This is a genomic window from Burkholderia singularis, from assembly GCF_001718875.1.
Taxonomy (GTDB): domain Bacteria; phylum Pseudomonadota; class Gammaproteobacteria; order Burkholderiales; family Burkholderiaceae; genus Burkholderia; species Burkholderia singularis.
In genome coordinates this window covers 165,246-185,552 of record NZ_CP013448.1, presented here as the reverse complement: position 1 = coordinate 185,552, position 20,307 = coordinate 165,246, and the positions used below count along the sequence as shown (strand labels likewise).

18 protein-coding genes are annotated in these 20,307 nt (G+C 67.9%); 7 read left to right on the top strand and 11 right to left on the bottom strand.

Annotated elements, in window-relative coordinates; all coding sequences use genetic code 11:
• Positions 1–58 precede the first annotated feature (58 nt).
• Positions 59–1,477, bottom strand: a complete 1,419-nt coding sequence (locus tag AQ611_RS00860) for a coniferyl aldehyde dehydrogenase (RefSeq protein WP_069233497.1) — start codon at positions 1,475–1,477, stop codon at positions 59–61.
• Between the two features lie 22 nt (positions 1,478–1,499).
• Positions 1,500–3,179, bottom strand: coding sequence for an isovaleryl-CoA dehydrogenase (locus tag AQ611_RS00855; protein WP_069233496.1), 1,680 nt, complete (start codon positions 3,177–3,179; stop codon positions 1,500–1,502).
• 226 nt (positions 3,180–3,405) lie between these two features.
• On the opposite strand from AQ611_RS00855, the gene AQ611_RS00850 reads away from it, so the two are divergent.
• Complete coding sequence (locus AQ611_RS00850; protein ID WP_069233495.1) at positions 3,406–5,046, top strand: GMC family oxidoreductase; 1,641 nt, start codon at positions 3,406–3,408, stop codon at positions 5,044–5,046.
• Positions 5,047–5,114: 68 nt separating this feature from the next.
• Here the strand turns inward: AQ611_RS00850 and AQ611_RS00845 are convergent, their stop codons facing one another.
• From AQ611_RS00845 to fliF, 6 genes are all read right to left on the bottom strand, one after another.
• Positions 5,115–6,563 carry a flagellar hook-length control protein FliK gene (locus AQ611_RS00845; protein ID WP_069233494.1) on the bottom strand — a complete coding sequence of 483 codons (1,449 nt, stop codon included), beginning with the start codon at positions 6,561–6,563 and terminating at the stop codon, positions 5,115–5,117.
• 35 nt (positions 6,564–6,598) lie between these two features.
• A complete protein-coding gene (gene fliJ / locus AQ611_RS00840) occupies positions 6,599–7,051 on the bottom strand; it encodes a flagellar export protein FliJ (protein WP_069235076.1) in 453 nt (150 codons plus the stop codon).
• A 238-nt stretch (positions 7,052–7,289) separates the two neighbouring features.
• Positions 7,290–8,792: a flagellar protein export ATPase FliI gene (gene fliI, locus AQ611_RS00835; protein ID WP_374755098.1), complete on the bottom strand. Its 1,503-nt coding sequence runs from the start codon at positions 8,790–8,792 to the stop codon at positions 7,290–7,292.
• Positions 8,786–9,469, bottom strand: a complete 684-nt coding sequence (fliH, locus tag AQ611_RS00830; RefSeq protein WP_069233493.1) for a flagellar assembly protein FliH — start codon at positions 9,467–9,469, stop codon at positions 8,786–8,788. The genes fliI and fliH overlap by 7 nt, the downstream gene beginning before the upstream one ends.
• Positions 9,462–10,457: a flagellar motor switch protein FliG gene (gene fliG, locus AQ611_RS00825; RefSeq protein WP_069233492.1), complete on the bottom strand. Its 996-nt coding sequence runs from the start codon at positions 10,455–10,457 to the stop codon at positions 9,462–9,464. The genes fliH and fliG overlap by 8 nt, the downstream gene beginning before the upstream one ends.
• Positions 10,447–12,234, bottom strand: a complete 1,788-nt coding sequence (fliF, locus tag AQ611_RS00820) for a flagellar basal-body MS-ring/collar protein FliF (RefSeq protein WP_059517306.1) — start codon at positions 12,232–12,234, stop codon at positions 10,447–10,449. Before fliF ends, fliG begins: the two co-directional genes overlap by 11 nt.
• A 264-nt stretch (positions 12,235–12,498) precedes the next feature.
• On the opposite strand from fliF, the gene fliE reads away from it, so the two are divergent.
• The 6 genes from fliE (at position 12,499) to AQ611_RS00790 (ending at position 17,090) form a co-directional block, all read left to right on the top strand.
• Positions 12,499–12,831 (top strand): flagellar hook-basal body complex protein FliE, encoded by a 333-nt coding sequence (gene fliE, locus AQ611_RS00815; RefSeq protein WP_059517307.1) that lies wholly within the window; start codon positions 12,499–12,501, stop codon positions 12,829–12,831.
• A 186-nt stretch (positions 12,832–13,017) separates the two neighbouring features.
• Positions 13,018–13,452 carry a flagellar export chaperone FliS gene (gene fliS / locus AQ611_RS00810; protein ID WP_069233491.1) on the top strand — a complete coding sequence of 145 codons (435 nt, stop codon included), beginning with the start codon at positions 13,018–13,020 and terminating at the stop codon, positions 13,450–13,452.
• Positions 13,449–13,775: a flagellar protein FliT gene (locus tag AQ611_RS00805; protein ID WP_059517312.1), complete on the top strand. Its 327-nt coding sequence runs from the start codon at positions 13,449–13,451 to the stop codon at positions 13,773–13,775. The genes fliS and AQ611_RS00805 overlap by 4 nt, the downstream gene beginning before the upstream one ends.
• 453 nt (positions 13,776–14,228) lie before the next feature.
• Positions 14,229–15,818, top strand: coding sequence for a flagellar hook-length control protein FliK (fliK, locus tag AQ611_RS00800; RefSeq protein WP_069233490.1), 1,590 nt, complete (start codon positions 14,229–14,231; stop codon positions 15,816–15,818).
• Complete coding sequence (locus AQ611_RS00795; RefSeq protein ID WP_069233489.1) at positions 15,815–16,144, top strand: EscU/YscU/HrcU family type III secretion system export apparatus switch protein; 330 nt, start codon at positions 15,815–15,817, stop codon at positions 16,142–16,144. The genes fliK and AQ611_RS00795 overlap by 4 nt, the downstream gene beginning before the upstream one ends.
• Before the next feature lie 226 nt (positions 16,145–16,370).
• Positions 16,371–17,090 carry a PepSY-associated TM helix domain-containing protein gene (locus tag AQ611_RS00790; RefSeq protein ID WP_069233488.1) on the top strand — a complete coding sequence of 240 codons (720 nt, stop codon included), beginning with the start codon at positions 16,371–16,373 and terminating at the stop codon, positions 17,088–17,090.
• A 57-nt stretch (positions 17,091–17,147) separates the two neighbouring features.
• Here the strand turns inward: AQ611_RS00790 and AQ611_RS00785 are convergent, their stop codons facing one another.
• The 3 genes from AQ611_RS00785 to AQ611_RS00775 are packed head-to-tail and all read right to left on the bottom strand — an operon-like array spanning position 17,148 to position 20,305.
• Positions 17,148–17,999 carry a carbohydrate ABC transporter permease gene (locus AQ611_RS00785; RefSeq protein WP_069233487.1) on the bottom strand — a complete coding sequence of 284 codons (852 nt, stop codon included), beginning with the start codon at positions 17,997–17,999 and terminating at the stop codon, positions 17,148–17,150.
• Positions 18,000–18,008: 9 nt separating this feature from the next.
• Complete coding sequence (locus AQ611_RS00780; RefSeq protein ID WP_374755099.1) at positions 18,009–18,992, bottom strand: carbohydrate ABC transporter permease; 984 nt, start codon at positions 18,990–18,992, stop codon at positions 18,009–18,011.
• A gap of 53 nt (positions 18,993–19,045) precedes the next feature.
• On the bottom strand, positions 19,046–20,305 hold the full coding sequence (locus AQ611_RS00775) for an ABC transporter substrate-binding protein (protein WP_069233486.1): 1,260 nt from the start codon (positions 20,303–20,305) through the stop codon (positions 19,046–19,048).
• Positions 20,306–20,307: the final 2 nt, after the last annotated feature.

Genomic DNA, 20,307 nt, shown 5'->3' with positions numbered 1-20,307 from the left:
TGAGCGCAACGAGCGCCAACGCGGCGGATAAGGCCGATGCCCGTCGCGCCTTCGGCAGTCAGAGTTTCAGCATCATGCTGATGACGGCCGCGAAGCGCTTGCCATACGGCGGGGCGATCAGGCCGCGCGTGTTGAGGCGCGATTGCGTGAACACCGGCTTCATCTTCGAGAACGTCACGAAACCTTCGTAACCGTGATACGAACCCATCCCGCTCGGGCCGACGCCGCCGAACGGCAGCGTGCCGCATGCGATGTGCGCCAGCGTGTCGTTGATCGTCACGCCGCCCGAGATCGTGTCGCGCATCACGCGCTCGATCGTCGTGCGATCGTCGTCGAACAGGTAGAGCGCGAGCGGCCGCGGGCGCGCGTTCACATAGGCGATCGCGTCGTCGAGCGTGTCGTATGGCACGAGCGGCAGGAGTGGCCCGAAGATCTCTTCCTGCATCAGCTTCGCTTCGTCCGGCGCCTGCGTGACGATCACGGGCGGCAGGCGGCGCAGCACCGGATCGGGCGCCGCGTCGGTGAGCGGATGCAGTTGCGCGCCGCTGTCGCGCGCTTCGTCGGCGAGCCGCTGCAATCGCGTGAAATGACGCTCGGAGATGATCGACGTGTAGTCCCGGTTGGCCGCCAGATTCGGATAGAGCTTGGCCATTTTCGCCTTCGCGCGCGCGACGAACTCGGCCTCCTTGCCGCGCGGCACGAGCACGTAATCGGGCGCGATGCAGGTCTGGCCGGCGTTCAGCGTTTTACCGGTGACGATCGAATCGACGGCCGAGTCGAAGCGCGCATGCGGCCCGACGATCACGGGCGATTTGCCGCCCAGCTCGAGCGTGACGGGCGTCAGATGCTCGGCGGCCGCGCGCATCACGTGGCGGCCGACCTGCGTCGAGCCGGTAAACAGCAGATGATCGAACGGCAGTCCGCTGAACGCGGCGCCGATTTCCGCATCGCCGTTGACGACGGCGACGTGATCGCGCGAGAAGGTTCTCGCGATCAGCTCCTCGAACAACTGCGACGTGCGCGGCGTCAGTTCGGACATCTTGATGATCGCGCGGTTGCCGGCGGCGAGCGCGCAGATCAGCGGCCCGACGGCGAGATAAATCGGGTAGTTCCACGGCACGACGATGCCGACCACGCCGAGCGGCTGCGGTATCACCTTCGCGCGCGCGGGGCGCAGCCACTTGTTCATCGCGCGGCTTTGGGGGCGCATCCAGCGCTTGCCGTGCTTGAGCGCTTCGTTGATTTCCTCCTTGGCCAGAAAGATTTCGGCGAACAGGAATTCCTCTTTCGCGCGATGCGCGAAGTCGGCGTTGACCGCGGCGGCCAACGCGTCGCGGTTGTCGAGCAGCATCGCGCGCAGCGCGCGCAGGTGAGCGGCGCGCGTCTCCCATGTCGGATACGGCGCGCGCAGGTAGGCGGCGCGCTGGTCGCGCAACAGCGCGTCGAGCGTGGCCAGGCCGGGCAGATCGTTTTTCATGGCGTCTCCTGTTCGATACGGGTCATGCCGGAAATGCTCGATCGACGAGCGCGGCGTGGTCGAAGGTGGCCGGCAGCGTACCGTAGACGCGTCCGGTTTCGGTGCTGGCGCCGCCGATGCGTGTGGCGATGAACGCGTCGGCGACGGCGGATGGAGCGTCGCGCAGCAGCAGCGCGGCCTGTGCGATGACGGCGATGCGTTGTGCGATACGGCGCGCGCATGCTTCGCGCTGCTCGGATTCGAGTTCGAGCAGGCGGGCGAGTTCCGCAAGCGCGGCGGCAAGCGGCGCGTTTGCCGCCGCGACGTCCCGCCACTCGGCGAACAGTGCGGCGGCGGCGTCGGGCTCGCGTTCGATCGCGCGCAGCACGTCGAGACACATCACGTTGCCCGAGCCCTCCCAGATCGAATTGACGGGCGCTTCCCGATAGAAGCGCGCCATCGGCCCGGTCTCGACATAGCCGTTGCCGCCCCAGACTTCCATTGCTTCGCCGGTGAATTCGACCGCGCGCTTGCAGACCCAGAATTTCGCGGCCGGCGTGACGATGCGGCGCCAGCCGCGCGCCGCGGGCGAGTGTGCCGCGGCGTCTTCCTCGAAGGCGTAGGCAAGCCGCATGAACAGCGCGCTGGCGGCTTCCGATTCGAGTGCCAGATCGGCGAGCACGTTGCGCATCAGCGGCTGTTGCGCGAGCAGGCGGCCGAACGCCGAGCGGTGCCGCGCATGATGGATTGCCTGCACGAGTGCGGCGCGCATCAGCGCTGCGCTGCCGATCACGCAATCGAGCCGCGTGTAGTTCGCCATCTCGATGATCGTCGGCACGCCGCGGCCTTCGTCGCCGATCATCACGCCGTATGCGTTCAGGAATTCGACTTCGCTGCTCGCATTGGACCGGTTGCCGAGCTTGTCCTTCAAACGCTGCACGTGCACCGCGTTCTTGCTGCCGTCGGGCGCGAAGCGCGGCACGTAGAAGCATGAAATACCCGCATGATCGGCCGTGCGCGCGAGGACGAGATGCGCATCGCATTGCGGCGCGGAAAAAAACCATTTGTGCCCGACGAGGCGATACGCTTCGCCTCGTCCGCCGGCGCCGAGCGCATACGCGCGCGTTTCGTTGCTGCGCACATCCGAGCCGCCCTGTTTTTCGGTCATGCCCATGCCGACCATCATCGAGCGCTTTTGTGGCAGCGGCGCGTCGCGCGGATCGTGTTCGCGCGCATAGAGCCGCTCGCGCAGCGACGCGAACAGCGCGGGCTCGCGTTGCAGCACGGGAATGCTCGCGAAAGTCATCGTGATCGGGCATAGCGAGCCGGATTCGAGTTGCGCGTGCAAAAAATAGCTCGCGCAACGCGCGGCCATCGCGCCCGGCTGCGGATCGGAGAACGGCAGCGCTTGCAAACCGTCGCTGCGCAACAACAGTAGCAATTGGTGCCAGCTCGGATGAAATTCGAGCGCGTCGATACGCTCGCCGCGCGGGCTGTGCGTCGACAGCTCCGGCGCATGGCGGTTCGCAAGATCGGCAAGCGCGAGCGCATCGGGTGTCGTGAGCGTGGCGCCGGTATGCGAGAGCGCTGTTCGATACCAACCTGCTTCGTATTGCTGGAGCGCGCGAACGAGCGCAATGTCGGTTTCAAACGCGTTGTAATCGTGCAGCGGCGGCGCCTGGTTCGTCACCTGGTGAGTCGCCGTCAGAAGGTGTTCTTGCATGCCCTGTCTCCCATTTCGCGTGGTTCGGCTTCTGTCGAGCGTATCCGACGCGCGAGGCGGATCTGGACATCTTAAATTTAGTTGACGATGGCGTTTAGAGTAATCGCTCTTGAATCGACGCATCGAAATTCGATTTGCGTTCCTAAAATGATGCGCAAACATCATAAGTGCATGGCTGCGGCAGGGCGCAAAATCAGCCGATGGTGGGCGCAAGGGAGACGGACAAATGCAGTACGACTACATAATTGTTGGCGGGGGATCCGGCGGAGCGAGCTTGGCGGGGCGTCTGGCCGATGCGTGCCCGGATGCGACGATCGCGCTGATCGAGGCAGGCGGCCACACGGAGCGCAATCCGCTCGTCAATATTCCCGTCGGGATCGCCGCGCTCGTTCCCTTTAAGCTACGCACGAATTACGGCTACGAGACGGTTCCGCAGCCCGGGCTCGGCGGCCGGCGCGGCTATCAGCCGCGCGGCCGCGGCCTGGGCGGCTCGAGCGCGATCAATGCAATGGTCTATACGCGCGGTCATCCGCTCGATTACGACGAATGGGCGCAGCTCGGCTGCACCGGCTGGGGCTGGCGCGACGTGCTGCCGTATTTCCGGCGCGCGGAAGGCAATCAGCGCGGTGCGAACGAGTGGCACGGCGCGCTCGGGCCGTTGACGGTGTCGGATCTGCGCTTTCATAATCCGTTCTCCGAACGATTCATCGCGGCCGCGCACGAAGCCGGCTATCCACTCAACGACGATTTCAACGGCGCGGACCAGGAAGGCGTGGGCTACTTCCAGGTCACGCATCGCGACGGCGCGCGTTGCAGCGTCGCGCGCGCTTACGTGTATGGCCGCACTCGGCCGAACCTGCATGTGATAGTCGATGCGACGGCGCTGCGCGTCGTGTTCGACGGCAAGCGCGCAACCGGCGTCGAGGTGGCGCGCGGCGGCCGGGTCGAGACGCTCGGTGCGCGTGCGGAAGTGATCCTGTCGGCAGGCGCGTTCAATACGCCGCAGCTTCTGATGTGCTCGGGCGTGGGCTCCGCAACGCAATTGCGCCGGCACGGCATCGCACTCGTGCACGATGCGCCGGAGGTCGGCGAGAACCTGATCGATCACATCGATTTCATCATCAACAAGCGCGTGAACTCGCCGGATCTGGTCGGCATCTGCGTGCGAGGCTTCGCGAAGATGGGCATGCAGCTATTCCGCTATCTAGCCAAACGCGACGGGATGTTGTCGAGCAACGTTGCCGAAGCGGGCGGTTTCATCAAGAGCGAGCCGGGCCTCGATCGGCCCGATCTGCAACTGCACTTCACGACGGCGCTCGTCGATGATCACAACCGCCGCATGCACTGGGGGTTCGGTTATTCGTTGCACGTGTGCGTGCTGCGGCCGAAGAGCCGCGGCAACGTGACGCTCGCGAGCCGCGATGCGCGTGTCGCGCCGCTCATCGACCCGCGTTTCTTCAGCGACGAGCGCGATCTCGAAGCGCTGATTCGCGGCGCGAAGGCGGCGCGCAAGATCCTGGAGGCCGAGCCGCTTGCGTCGCAGGGTGGCCGTGAGCTTTATACGAGCCCCAACGATACCGACGCGCAGTTGCGCGCGGCGATCATCGCGCATGCGGACACGATCTATCACCCGGTCGGCACCTGCCGGATGGGCAGCGATGCGCGCTCGGTCGTCGATACCGAGCTGCGCGTGCGTGGCGTCGAGGGGTTGCGGGTGGTGGATGCGTCGGTGATGCCGACGCTCATCGGCGGCAATACGAATGCGCCTACCGTGATGATCGGCGAGCGCGCGGCGGATTTCATCGTGGCCGCGCGCAAGGGGCGCGCCGCGCCCGCCGTCGAGGATTTGGCCGCCGTGGGGCGCTGACCGACGGGCACGCGGGCGCCGCGTCCGCGATGCGCGGCGGCGGGCATGCCGCACGGCGATGCCGGGTATCAGGCGAACGTATCGATCATTCCGACGCTGCGCCGGAGCGCGCCACTCGACGCGGCCGCAGCTTCTTCCACGATGTCTTCCCCGGCCAACGCGCCGAATTCGCGGTGCGGCGCGTTGCCGCTGTCCGCAGGTTGCCGTTGCGGCGTGTGCTGCTGAGCGAACGCGAAGCCGCCGTCGCCGACGCTCGCGCTGCCAAGGCCGAGACCGTTTGCCTCCATCGCTTCGCGCAGCTTCGGCAGCGCGGCTTCGAGCGCATCGCGCACCTGGGCGTGCTGCGATACGAAGAGCGCGTGCGCGTGATTGTCCGCCACGCGCAGCACGACTTGCAGCGGCCCGAGATCGGGCGGATTCAGCGTGAGTTCCGCGCTTTGCTGATGCGCGTTCGACAGGAAGACGACCTTTTGACTCAAAGCTTCAGTCCAATCGGGCGAGCCGACGACAGGCGCGAGCGACGGCGTGGCCGACGCGGCCGCATGCGTGCTGGCGGCGCCGGCCGCTGCGGCGGATTGCACGGCGGCCGGCGCGGCTGACGCCGCGAGCGTCGCCTGTGCGGCATCCGATGGGTGCTGTTGAGCGATCGGCGATACGCCGGGCTCTTGCGGCGCGACGTGCACGGCTGGCGCGCTTGCGCCGGCCGTGCCGATCGCACCGGCCGGGCTCGCTGCATCGCCGAGCGCCGCGGTAGGCGAAGCGGGCTGCTTCGCACCGGCGGGCAGCATGCCGAATGGCCCGCTATCGGCCGCAACGGGCACGCCTGCTTCCGCGCGCAGCGGCGCGGCGTGGGCGATGCCGGAGGCGCCCACGGCATGGGTGTTCGCCGGGGCGTTCGAGCCGGCGCTCAGCGGTGGTTGAGCGCCGGCGCGGCGGGCCAAGCCCTGCTGAGCCGACGTGTCGGTCGTGCCTGCCGGCGCGTATGCGGCCAGCGTGCCGTGGCTGTCGGTTTCAGCGGGGTTCGTGGCGCTTGTCTGCGAGCCGGCTGCGCCGGACGGCGGCGGCGTTTGCGGCAAAGCGGCCGCCGCGAGCGATGCCACATCGGCAGCGCCTTGCGTGGCGGGAGTGTCGTCTTCCTGATCGTGGCCGCCGGAGGCGCCGGTTCCTTTGGTGCGCGGCGCGCCGCCCGCCGCTTGCGTGCTTGCGCCGCCGGTCGAATCAAGCGCGTTCGGCGCAGCGGCGGCGTTGGCGGCATGACGGGCGCCCGGCTCATTCGATCCGTTCGGCCCGTTCAGTGCCGCGTCCGTCGACGCGTTGCGCGCGCCCGCTTTCGTCGTGGCGGTTGCGGTTGCGTTCGCGGCGGAATTCGCTTGTTGCTGCGACTGCACGCTTTGCTTGAGCGTCTGCGCGAATGTTGCGGTGCGGGCCGTATCGCCCGGCGCCGTGTTCGTGCCGGACGATCTGGCCGCTGCGCCTGCCGCGCGGGACAGCGCGCCGATCAAAGAAAGTGAAGGCATGGGAAATCTCGCATTCGAAGGGGATAGGCGCGGGCTTATTTCACCGCGTCCGCGCGCATGCGCAGCACCTTGGCGGCGTGTTCGTCGGCATCGCGCTGCTCGCGCTTCGCGGCGCGCGCAGCTTGCTGCCGCGCACTGCGCGCTTGCAGGATTTCGTATGAACCGAGCGTGCGCTTCTTCAACTGCCAATCGGGACGCGCCGTATCGATGCGCGCCTGCGCGGCGGCAAGCACGCGCCGCTGCTGATCGATCGCCGCATCGAGCGTATCGAGAAACGCCTGGAAGTTGCGCCATTTGCCAGCGGACATGCCAGATTGCGCCGATTCGGCGAAGCGCTCGCGATACTCGTCGCGATAGCGCAGCAGCGCGTCGAGTTGCGCGTGCGCGTTGGCGCCCTCGCGTTGCGCGTGGCCGAGCTGCTTCGTGGCGGCGTCGAGTTCGTGCTGCGCGCGATCGAGCAGGATTTGCAACGGAAAGTGTTGGGTCATATCAGTCAGCGCCACACGAAACGGCGTGCGCCGGTGCGCTGCCGCGTGACAGACGAAGAGGCGGGCGCGACACGTAATTTCCGGCGTGCGCGGGCCGATGCGCATCGCGCCGGCGGCACATCGCTTCGCGGCGGACGATGCGAATGCGGCGGACGTTTGCCGCACGCGCTGTGCCGCCACGGGCAACGCACGAAGGTTGCGCCGGATTTCGGCCGGCCGTGCAGGCGTGCAAGCTGTGTCATTGCGGTAAGCCTCCTTCGGTGTCGAATAGCGCGGCGAGCGCCGCGACGCTTGGCTCGTAGGGCGCGCATTCGCGAAAGCCCTGTTGCAGGAACGCCTCGATCTGCGGATACAGCGCGATCGCGCGGTCGAGCTGCGCGTCGCGGCCCGCCGCGTAGGCGCCGACCGCGATCAGATCGCGATTGCGCTGATAGCGCGACAGCATTTGCTTGAACTGGCGCACGCGATCGAGATGCGCATCGTCGATCAGCGCGGTCATCGCGCGGCTGATCGACGCCTCGATGTCGATCGCCGGATAATGGCCCGCCTCGGCAAGCGAGCGCGACAGCACGATATGGCCGTCGAGAATCGCGCGCGCCGAATCGGCGATGGGATCTTGCTGGTCGTCGCCTTCGGTGAGCACCGTGTAGAACGCGGTGATCGAGCCGCCGCCTTCGCGGCCGTTGCCGGTGCGCTCGACCAGGGCGGGCAGCTTCGCGAATACGGACGGCGGGTAGCCCTTGGTCGCGGGCGGCTCGCCGATCGCCAGCGCGATCTCGCGCTGCGCCATCGCATAGCGGGTCAGCGAATCCATCAGCAGCAGCACGTGCTTGCCCTGGTCGCGGAAATATTCGGCGAGCGTCGTCGCATACGCGGCGCCCTGCATGCGCATCAGCGGCGATACGTCGGCGGGCGCCGCGACGACGACCGAGCGGGCGAGCCCGTCGTCGCCGAGAATCTGCTCGATGAATTCCTTCACCTCGCGGCCGCGCTCGCCGATCAGGCCGATCACGATCACCTCCGCGCTCGTGTAGCGCGCCATCGTGCCGAGCAGCACGGATTTGCCGACGCCGGAGCCCGCGAAAAGGCCCATTCGCTGCCCGCGGCCGACGGTCAAAAGCGCGTTGATCGCGCGCACGCCGACGTCGAGCACCCGGTGGATCGGTTCGCGCTCGAGCGGGTTGATCGACGGTGCGCTGAGCGGCGCATCGAGATCCGATGCGAGCGGGCCGAGATTGTCGAGCGGCCGGCCTGACGCGTCGACGACGCGCCCGAGCATCGGCCAGCCGACGGGCAGGCGTTTCGCGCCCGCGAGCGGATCGGCGACGGGGGCGCGTTCGAGGGGCCACACGCGCGCACCGGGCAGCACGCCCGTGACCGCCGTGGTCGGCATCAGGAACAGGCGTTCGCCGGCGAAGCCGACGACTTCCGCTTGCGCATACGGCAACGGGCTGCCGGCGGGCAGCTCGATCATGCATTCGGCGCCGACCGCGACGCGCAACCCGACCGCTTCGAGCACGAGGCCGGCTGCGCGCGTCAGGCGCCCGCACGCACGCAGCGGCAGCGCGCGCGCGTTGAGGCTGCGCAGTGTGTCGAGATGGGCGCGCCAGCGCGTGACGAACGGGTTGGCGGGCGCGGCGCGCGGCGCGAGGTGATCGGCCGTGTCCGCATGCGGGCGCGAGGGCGGATCAACGTGCCCGCATGCGGGCACGGCCGAGCCGGCCGTTGCCGTGCTCACCACGGCCCCGCCTTGCCGAGCGCGGCCGCGACGCGTTCCCAGCGGGTCGGCAGCGTCGCGTCGATTTCGCCCGTCGATGCATGCGCGCGGCAGCCGCCACGCGCGATCGCCGGATCGGTGCGGACCTGGTAGCCGAGCGCGTCCAGCTCGTCGCGTAAGTAAGCATCGACGACCGGCAGATCGGCCGGATTGACGATGAGATGCGGCGCGCCGGCGAGCGCGGGTTCGGCCGCGAGCACTTCGCGCGCGGCCGCGATCAAGGCGGCGGGGTCGTGCTGCACGTGCTGGCGCACCACCTGCTGGGCGATTTCGAGCGCAAGCGTGGCGATATCGTCGGCGAGGTCGCGCCCGATGCCGTCGAGCGCTTCGCGAAACGAAGCGGCGAGCGCGGCGAGCTGCGCGCGCTGCTCGCGCGCTTGGGCTTGACCTGCTTCGAAACCCTTCGCATGACCCTGCTCGTAGCCGGCGCGATAGCCGAGCGCCTGCCCCTCGACGTGGCCGGCCGCGAGCCCCTCGTCGCGCGCGGCGTCTCGCACGCGCTGCAACTCGGCGGCGAGCGCGGCGGCCGCCGCGGCGCCGCCATCGCCGTCAGGCTCGGGCGGCGGCGGATCGAACGACGCCATCTCCCACCGCTGATACGCGGTGACGGGCGGCGCCGGCGCGTGCGCGGAATCAGACATAGGCGTCTTCCGCCTTGCCGCCGATCACGATCTGACCGCTCTCGGCGAGATTGCGCACGATCTGCAGAATCTTGCGCTGCTGCGTCTCGACCTCGGACACGCGCACCGGCCCGCGCGCGTCCAGATCCTCGGCGAGCAGCTCGGCCGCGCGCTGCGACATGTTCGACAGAAACTTCTGCCGCAGCGCGGGCGGCGCGCCCTTGAGCGCAACGATCAGCGCGTCCGATTCCACTTCCTTCAGCAAAAGCTGGATCGCGCGATCCTCGAGGTCGAGCAGGTTCTCGAACACGAACATCTGGTCGATGATCTTCTGCGCGAGATCGGGATCGTATTGCTTGACGTTTTCGAGCACCGCTTCTTCGTGCGTGCTCGTCATGAAGTTCAGAATTTCGGCTGCCGTGCGGATGCCGCCCATCGGCGAGCGCTTCAGATTGTCGCTGCCGGACAGCAGGCCCGTGAGCACGTCGTCCAGCTCGCGCAGCGCGGTGGGTTGAATGCCGTCGAGCGTCGCGATGCGCAACAGCACGTCGTTGCGCAGCCGCTCGGCGAAGCACGACGCGATCTCGGAGGCCTGGTCGCGGTCCAGATGCACGAGGATCGTCGCGATGATCTGCGGATGCTCGTTCTTGATCAGCTCGGCGACGGCCGCCGAATCCATCCACTTGAGCCCTTCGATGCCGCTCGTGTCGCTGCCTTGAAGAATCCGGTCGATCAGCACGCCGGCCTTATCCTCGCCGAGCGCCTTCGTGAGCACCGAGCGGATGTACTCGCTCGAATCGAGCGACAGCGCGGTGTGCTTCTCCGCCTCCTGCACGAAATCGGCGAGCACGTCCTCGACCTGCTCGCGCGTGACGTTCTTCAGCGCGGCCATCGCCGCGCCGATCTTCTGCACTTCGCGCGGCGCGAGAAACCGGAAAACCTGCGCGGCCTCTTCCTCGCCGATCGACATCAGCAGCAGCGCGCTCTTGTTCAAGCCTTCAGCGTTCATCGGACACCCAATTCTTGACGACGGTGGCGACGATCTTCGGATCCTGCCGCGCGATCGTGCGCGCATAGTCGAGATTGCGTTCGTAGCGGTTCTTCTCGCTTTCGAACGCGAGCAGCGCGGCGTGCTCGTCGTCGGCGGCGAGTTGCGGCGTGTCGGGCGCGGGCAGTCCGTCCAGCACGAGCGCGTCGCCCGGGCCGTCGAGCGCGGGCACGGGGGCGGCGTTTGGCGGCGGCGGTGACGCGCGGCGCAGCGCCGGGCGCACGAACATCAAATACAGCGCAGCGGCGGCCGCCGCGATGCCGAGCCATTTCGCGATTTCCTTGCCCAGCTCGATCATGTCCGGCTGCCGCCACCACGGCAGGTCGGCGAACGGATCGGCGGCTGCCGAGAACGCGCTGTTGACGACGTTGACCGAATCGCCGCGCTTCGCGTCGTAGCCCATCGCGTCCTTCACCAATTGCTCGATCTGCGCGAGTTTGTCGGCTGCGAGCGGCTGCATCGTCACATGGCCTTTGGCATCGGCCTTCGGCTGATAGTTGACGACCACCGCGACCGACAGGCGCTTGATCTTGCCGAGCGACTCCTCGACGTGGCGCACGGTCTTGTCCAGCTCGTAGTTTGTCGTCGCGTCCTTGCGGTCGCTGACAGGCGTGGCCGCGGGGGCGGCGTTCTGGCCGCCGGCGGCGACGATCGGCGCGGAGGCCGGCTGCGGCGGCGTGTTCGACAGCGCGCCCGGCACGCCCGACGCGCCGCCTTGTGCAAGCTCGGTCGAGGTGCTGGTCTGCTGGCTGCGGATCGCGGCCTGCTGCGGCGAGCCGTTCGGACCGTAGCTTTCCGAGGTTTGCTCGATCCGCGAGAAATCGACGTCGGCGCTCACCTGCGAGCGTGCGTTGCCGGCGCCGAACAGCGGCGTGAGGATCGCGTCGATCCGCTTTTGCGTGTTGCGCTCGATTTGCTGCACGTATTTGAGCTGGCTCGCATCGAGGCCGGACGCCGACGCGGCTTGCGTGAGCAGGTTGCCGTCCTGATCGACGATCGTCACGTTTTGCGCGGGCATATCAGGCACGCTCGACGACACCATACGCGTGATCGCGAGCACCTGGCCTTCATCGAGCACGCGGCCCGGATACAGATCGACGAGTACCGATGCCGACGGCGCCTCGCGCTCGCGCACGAATACCGACGGCTTCGGAATCGCCAGATGCACGCGCGCCGCGCGCACGGCGTTGACCGCTTCGATCGTGCGCTGCAATTCGCCTTCGAGCGCGCGCTGGTAATTCACCTGCTCGGCGAACTGGCTGATGCCGAATTTCTGGTTGTCCATCAGCTCGAAGCCGACCGAGCCGCCTTTGGGCAAGCCGAGCGCGGCAAGCTTCAGGCGCGTTTCATGAACCTGGCTCGCGGGCACGAGGATCGCGCCGCCGGCTTCGGCGAACTTGTACGGCACGTTCGCCTGCTGGAGCGCGGCGATGATCGCGCCGCCGTCGCGGTCGGACAGATTGCTGTATAGCACCCGGTAGTCGGGCGCGCGGCTCCACAGCACGAGCGCGACGATGGCGGCCACGGCCAATGCCGCGGCAACCAGCAGCGGCACGCGCGGGTTCGTCCTGATCCGCGCGAAGCCCGGAATGCGCTCGGCGAAGCCGGCCAGGCCGAAGTCCGCGCCGCCCGCCGCCGCGCCCGGCAGCGCGCCCGCGACGCCCGCCGCTTGCGGCGCCGCGCCGCTCACGCTGGTACGGGCGTCGGGATTGATCAGCGAGTTGGCCTGCGAATCCATGCGTCGGGTATCTCCACAGCGGGCTTGGCGCCCGCTCGGCGGAGCAGGCGGACATTGACACGATCCGATTATCCCGAGCGCGCGCGGACGCGATCGGGCGAATAGAGACGGGTTTCGCCCGCACTTTCGCGGCTTTGCCGATGCGTGCGCTGCTATGCTCGTCGACATCCGGCTCGTGCCCGCGCGCTACGCGTCGTTTGCGTGCACGGGCTGGACTTCCCCTGACGCCGGGCCTGCATGGCCCGGCCCTTTCGCGGAGATTCCATGGTTGCCCCCGTCAACGGCATCGCTTCGGCGCTGCAGCAGATGCAGGCGATGGCCACGCAGGCGGCGAGCCCGGCGGCGGCGCTCGCGGGCGCCGGCGCGGCCGGCGCCGGCTCGTTCGCGAGCGCGATGAAGGCGTCGCTCGACAAGATCAGCGGCGACCAAACGCGCGCGCTCGGCGAGGCGCAGGCGTTCGAGCTTGGCGCACGGAACGTGTCGCTCAACGACGTGATGGTCGATATGCAGAAGGCCAATATCGGCTTCCAATTCGGCCTGCAGGTGCGCAACAAACTGGTGAGCGCTTACAACGAAGTCATGCAGATGTCGGTGTGAGCGAAGCGCGCCCGCGCTGTTCGACCCTTCCTGCTGCCGGCGACGCGCGTTCGCCGGCTCGCGATCAGCGTGAACAAGCGTTAGGCCGGTTGGCTAAAGCTGGCGCGCCTTTGCGCCGATAACTCGGGAACAGAGCCGCGCGCGGCGCGGCGGTATTGAATCGAACGCACCAAATAGGAGAGCGCCATGTTGACCCCAGGCCACGCTGGAGCCAGTGCTTATGCGCGCGTCGGCGTCGAGACAGGGGTGATGGGCGCGTCCCCTCACCGGCTCATCGCGATGCTGTATCAGGGCGCGCGCCAGGCGATCGCGCACGCGCGAATGCACGTGCAGCAGCACAACGTCGCCGCGCGCGGCGACGCGATAGGCAAGGCCATCCGTATCGTCGAGAGCGGCCTGCAGCAGTCGCTGAATCTCGAAGCCGGCGGCGAGATCGCGGCGCGCCTCGATGCGCTCTATGCGTACATCTGCCGGCGTTTGCTGCAGGCGAACATCGACGCAAGCGAGGCGATGCTCATCGAGGTTGACGGTCTGCTCGCGACGCTCGAGCAAGCATGGACGGGGATCGGCCCAGAAGTCGCGAGAATGACCGAGCAGGCGAGAACGGAACAGCCCAGATGAGCCGGAAGGACGAGTATTTTGCCCGCTATGAGGCGATCGTCGACGTGTCCGGGCGGATGCTCGTTGCGGCACGCGACGCGGCGTGGCATTCGCTGTCCGGATTGCAGGCGGAGTATCTGCGGCTTGTCGACGGGCTTCGGCAGGCGGAGGAGGGCGTGCTGCTCGACGACGCGGAGCGCCGCCGCAAATTCGAGCTGATCCGGCGCATCCTTGCCGACGACGCGGCGATTCGCGATCTCGCGGCGCCCGAGGTCGCGCGGCTCGCGATGCTGATTCATGCGAGCCGTTCGACGTTGAACGATTTGTATCGAGCACGGGGCTGACGGGCGAGGCGGGCGGAGTGTGCCGCGTGGCCCGTCAGCGCGATTGCCCGGTTGCGTGGCCCGCGGTGCCGGTTCGCGCGAAGCGCTCGTTGTCGAGCGGTTCGTATTGTTTGTGTCGGGCGGCATGGAGCCTGGCGTCGAGCGGTTGTCACGTTGCCGTTCGATGTATTGGGCGCCGCCCGGTGGTGCGATTTGCGATGCCGGCTGGCGCGGGGGCTCGATGTCGAATGTTCTTGTATCGGGCGTTGGGCCGATAGCACGCGTATCGCGTGCCGGTATCCGATGCGCTTTGCCGGACCGCCGGTTGACGGTTGCGGCCGTTTCTAGTCACGGCCGGCGCGAAGCGTCGGCCACCGGCGTCCTTTCGTTCGATGTGTCCGACGCGTTCGATCGGGTTGCGCGGAGCGCCGCGATCGCTCCGGTCGCGGCTCGGCGCGCCATCCAGGATTCACGATGACCGGTATCGATACCGTTGCCGCCGCCATACTGGCGAGTCGCATCGACAGTCTGCTCGACGCCGTCCAGCCTTCGTCGGGCAGTGCGGTCGCGCCGCAGGCCGGTGCGTCCGGTGCGGCGGCGGCAGCCGCATGGCCGGGCGGCGCAACGGGCGGCGGCGCGACCGCCGCGTCCGCGCAGGCCGTGCTATCCGAGCTTGGGCGCGTGCTCGATGCGATTTCCCGCCTGGGCGGCGATGCGACACCGGCCGTCATCGGCACAGCGCCATTGTTGAGTGCCGCGCAAATGGCCGGGCTTGCCGGGCCGGCGCGCGCCGTGCCGGACTCCGGGGCCGGCACGGCGGCGGGACAGGTCAGTGCGGGTTCGCCGCAAACTTTGCAAGCCGCACCGGCCGCACCTGCTTCATCGGCCGCTCAGACGTCTCAAGTAGCTCAGACATCCCAAGCGGCGCAGGCGGCATCCCCGGTGGCGGCGTTGAGCGCCGCGCTTGCGCGGGCGGTCGACGAAAGCGGCCTTTTTTACGAATCTCATCTTGTGCAGTGGCTGGCCGGTCAGCGCACGGCGGCCGAACTGGCACGCGAGCCGCAGGTCCGGCTGGTGAGCGGCTGGCGCCGGGCGGCCGAACTCAATCCGGCGGCCGATGCGCTCGACGATGCGCTCGTCGATTGGTTTGCCGCGCGAATGCCGTTGCCTTCCGGTGCGCGCGGCGGCAACGCACCGCCGGCGGCAGGCGATATGGCCGGCCGCGCCGCCGCACCGGGTAGCGGCGCGCCGAATCCGGCGCCGCCGCCGCGTGCCGTCGACGCTTATGCAACGCTCGCCGGTGCGAACGCGTCACTCGCGCCGCCATCCGCGCCTGCCGCCGGCGTGCGGTTCGCACCGGCATCGCCGCTTGCTTCGCCGTTCGCGTCGCCGCCGGGCGACGCCGATGCACAAGCGGCGGTTGCCGCGGTGTTGAATCCGGCTGCGTTGCCGCTCGTGCGTCAGCAGCTCGATCTGCTCGCGACCGGCCAATTCCGTTGGATCGGGGATGCGTGGCCCGGCACGCGGCTCGACTGGACCATCGAGCCCGACGGCGAGCAGCGCGGCCGCGATCGCGCCGCGCTTGGCATCGAGGCGGCGGAGACGGGCGGGTGGCGCACGCGGCTGACGCTTGCGTTGCCGTCGCTCGGCACGGTTGCCGCGGAACTGGTGCTCAGCGGCGAGCGGCTCACAGCGCGGTTGAGCGCGAGCGGCGCGAGCGCTGCGCGGCTCGCATCGCATGGCGATGCGTTGCGCGCGCGCCTGGAGACGCTTGGCTTGCGGGTGAGCGACATGTCGATTCGTGCCACCGACGGCCCGCTCGCGGATCGCGACGCGACAGCGGCGCGAGCGACGGCGTATGCCACGGCGGCCGCTGACGCGTGCCGCAACGACGACGGCAGCCTGCCGGCGAGCCGCGTTGAGCAACCGGCTGCCGATCCGCTTGCGCCGCGCCTGCCGTGCGCAGCGGCTGGATCGGTTGCAACGGCTGGATCGGCTCCATCGGTTACACCGCCCACCTCGCTTTTACCGAACATCGCCGGCGGCCGGGAGCCGTTGCGATGAGCGGCCTGTCGTCCAAGCGCGCCGCGGTACTCGCCTATGACGCGAAGGGCGGCGATGCCGCGCCGCGCGTCGTCGCAAAGGGCTACGGGCTTGTTGCCGAGCGCATCATCGAACGTGCGCGCGATGCCGGGCTGTATGTGCACACTGCGCCGGAGATGGTGTCGCTGCTGATGCAGGTGGATCTCGACGCGCGCATTCCGCCGCCGCTTTATCGGGCGGTCGCCGAGTTGCTCGCATGGCTGTACGCGCTGGACAGCAGCGCCGGCGATGCGCAAGGGGCCGGCGATACCGCGTCTGCGCCTTTTCCCAGGCTGCCGAAGCGTTGAGCGAACTGCCGTGGCGCACGTTCAGGCCGTGTGCCGCACCAGCCAAACCGGGAAACCTGCCGCGCGTCGATACGCCAGCGCGCCGTGCGTCACCGGCACATCCGCGTTTTCCGGATTGAACCTCGCGTCATTTTATGTAATGATATCCATTCTCATTTAATTCAAACGGGCGGCACGCGATTCGATTGCGCGCCGCCCGCTGTTTTGTGCGAATGGAATCCGAAGCGTGAACGCGCCTGACTCGATCGAAAAAAATGCCCGCGTCGTCGTGCCGTATCCAGGGGCGGCGCGCCGTCTGGACGCCGGTGCGCTGGCCGAGCGCCGGCGCCGTTCGCGTCGCGCGACGTTCATCAAATGGTTGCGCAAGGTACACGGCTGGATTGGCCTCTGGGGCGCGGCGCTGGGCCTGCTGTTCGGCATAACGGGCGTGCTGCTCAATCATCGCGCGCCGCCGATGAAAATTTCGACCGGCGAGCCGCAGGTCACGCAATTGCAGCTCGCGCTGCCGTCGCCCGCGCCCGCGACGCCCGCCGCGCTGGCCGATTGGGTGCGGCGCGAACTCAAGGCCGATGGTCAGCTCGGCCGGGTCCGCAAGGAGCCGGCGCAGCCGGTGGCATGGGGCGAGCGGCGCGTCACGCAGCCCGAGCGCTGGCAGTTCGGCTTTTTCGGCCCAAGCGGCAACGTGCAAGCCGAATATTGGGTGGGCAACGGCTACGTGTCGGTGAAGCGCACCGAGAACGGCTTTCTCGCGACGATGAACAACCTGCACCGCGGCACCGGAATGAATCTGTTCTGGATTCTGCTGACGGACACGATCGCCGGATCGATCGTGCTGCTGTCGCTGACGGGCGTGCTGCTGTGGACCGAACTCAATAAGCGCCGCACGATCGGTGTCGTGCTGGTGGCGGGCTCGATCGCGGCGGCGTTGGCGGCGGGGTTCGCGTAAGCGCCGCCGGTTGGGCAGGCGCGATGCGCATCGCCCGAGGCGGCGCATCCAATCCGCTTATCCTTTCGTTGCGCCGAACGTGATGCCCGCGACGAAATTCTTCTGCATCGCAAAGAACATTGCCACCGACGGCAGCGCGGCGAGAATCGAGCCCGCCGACACCAGGTTCCACGACGTCGTCCATTGCCCCTTGAGCGCCGCGACGCCCGCCGTGATGGGCGCCGCGTCGTCACCCTGCGTCAAGCACAGCGCCCAGAAATAGTCGTTCCAGACGAACGTGAACACCAGGATCGCGAGCGCCGCGAGCGCGGGCCGGATCAGCGGCAGCACGATCCGGTAAAACACGGTCCATTCGCCCGCGCCTTCGACGCGCGCCGCCTCGATCAGCTCGAACGGCAGTTGCTTGATGAAGTTGCGCAGGAACAGCGTGCAAAAGCCGGTCTGGAACGCCACGTGAAACAGAATCAGCGCTTCCACGGTGTTGAAGAGCCCAAGCCTGAGCGACAGATCGCGCACCGGAATCATCAGCACCTGCACCGGCACGAAATTGCCCGCGACGAACGTGCCGAACAGCGCCGTGTTGCCGCGAAAACGGTAGGTCGCGAGCGCGTAGCCGGCCATGGCCGCGAGCGCGATCGAGCCGAGCACCGACGGCACGGTGATTTGCACGCTGTTCCAGAAGTAATGCAGCATCGGCGAGGTCGTCAGCGCGTCGCGATAGTTTTCGATCATCGACAAATGTTGCGGCCAGCCCCAGTAATGGCCTTGCGCGAGTTCCTCGGTCGAGCGTACCGACGTGACGAACACCGCGAGCATCGGCAGCAGCCACAAGACGAGCGCCACGGGCAGCGACAGCTTGTACAGGCCGCGCGGCACGGGCTTCCATTGTTGAACCGGCAGCGGAAACATCGCGGCACCTCACTGTTCGTTGCGCAGCATGCGGCGCAGTTGGAAGACGATATAGACGAGCATGATCGCGAACAGCACGACGGCGATCGATGCGGAATAGCCGAGGCGGTAGTACTTGATCGCCTGGTCGTACATGTAATACGCGAGCACGGTCGAGCTTTCGAACGGCCCGCCGCCCGTCATCACCGAGATCAGATCGAAGCTGCGCAGCGCGCCGATCACGGTGACCACGATCGCCATGAAGGTGGTCGGCCGCAGTTGCGGAAGCACGACGTGCCAAAACAGCGTGAAACCGCGCGCGCCCTCCATCCGCGCGGCCTCGATCTGCTCGGCGTTGAGCGTGGTGAGGCCCGTCAGGTAGAGGATCATGCAATACGCCGTTTGCGGCCATAGCGCGGCGAGCACGATGCCGAGCGTCGCGTAGCGCGCATCGCCGAGCACGGGCACGCCGTGCCCGACGATCAGCGCGAGCAGGCCGAAGGTCGGATCGTAGAACCACGAGAAGATCAGCCCGACGACCACGCCGGACAGCACGAACGGCGCGAAGCACAGCGATTTCACGAGCCGGATGCCGCCGACCGATTGGTTCAGGTACAGCGCGAACGCGAGGCCCGCCGCCGGCGCGAGCATGAAAAGCGCGAGCCAGATCAGGTTGTTTTTGAGCGCGGTGTAGAACGTCGGCGCGTGCAGCAGCTCGACATAGTTCGCGATGCCGACGAACGTGCGCTCGGTCATGCCATCCCAGTTGTAAAGGCTCAGCCATGTCGTCGACAGGATCGGCCAGATCACATAGACAGCCACCATCGCGCAAGCGGGCGCGAGAAAGAAGCAGGCCGCGCGCCGCTGCGCGCGCGCGGCGCGCGAGGGCCGCCGCCGTGCGGGCGCAGCGGCGGCGCCGAAAGCGGCGGGGCGCGCCTCGGTTGCGGCGGCGTCCCGGCTCGGTGAGGCGGCTGAATGAGCGTCGGTTTTCGGGGAGGCGATCGATCGGGTCACGGCGGGCTCCTGAGCCGGGGGGGCGGCGGCGCGTGGCCGCCGCATCGTCACTGTCACTTGTTGTAGATCCGCTTGCGCACCTGCTCGAGCTGCGCGAGCACGGTATCGAGCTGCGCCGGATCGGCGACGAACCGTTGCATCGCCTTCATCCCTTCGTCGGCCATTTCCTTCGTCATGTCGCGATCGTAGAACTGGGCGACGCCGCCCTGGGTGTTCGCGAGGATTCGGAAGCCGATGCGCGAGATCGGGTCCTCGGGCTCCGGCGACTTGCTGTTCGCCGACAGCGAGCCGAGCCCCTGCGCAAGCTTCGCGCCGATCTCCGGCGTTTCGACGAACGCGAGAAACGTGCGCGCGTCGGCCTTGTTCCTGGCCTTGGCCGGAATGTGCAGCGATTCGACGGGGCCGTCCTCGGCGCCCGGCACCTTCGGATCGATGGTCGGGAACTGGAAATAGCCGATTTGCTGCTTCATGCCGGACGGAAAGCCCGCCGCGATGAACGTGCCCATCAGCATCATCGCCGCCTTGCCTTGAAACAGGAATGGCTGCGCGCCGTCGAGATCGTAGGACAGCGCGTTGTCGATGAAATAGCCGGCGTCGATCAGCGATTTCCATGTCGTATAGACCTTTTTCACGCGCGCATCGGTGTAAGGCACGTCGCCTGCCATCAGCCGCTGATGGAATGCGTTGCCGTTGATGCGCAGGTCCAGATAGTCGAACCAACCGGCGAGTGTCCACGCGTCGCGCCCGCCGACGGCGATCGGCGCGATGCCGGCCGCCTTCAACTTTTTGCACGCGTCGATAAACGCGTCCCACGTCTTCGGCTCGTCGGCGACGCCGGCTTTGTGCAGCAGATCCTTGCGGTAGAACACGCCCCACGAGTAGTAGACGGTGGGCGCCGCGTATTGCTTGCCCCGATACGACGACGCATCGCGCGTGGACGCGTACATCGTGTTCCAGCCGTGGCTTGCCCAATCGGCGCTGAGATCCTCGAACAGGCCGCGCCGCGCGTAATAGGCCATCCGCTCGCCCGCGTGCCAGTTGACGACGTCCGGCGCGACAGTCGTGAGCCACGCCGGCAGCTGGACCTTGTATGCCTCCTCGTCGACGAACGTCGCTTTCACGTCGATATCGGGGTGCGCGCGGTGGAATGCGTCGAACGTCGCCTGCCATACCGCACGCTGGCTCGCCCCCTTGAACGCGACGTTGATTGCGAGCGTGCCCGCGTGCGCGGGCGGCGCCGCGCCGGGCGCGGTCATCGCGACGGCGGCCGCGGCGGCGAGCCCGGCGGCGAAACGGATGGGGCGATGGGTCATGG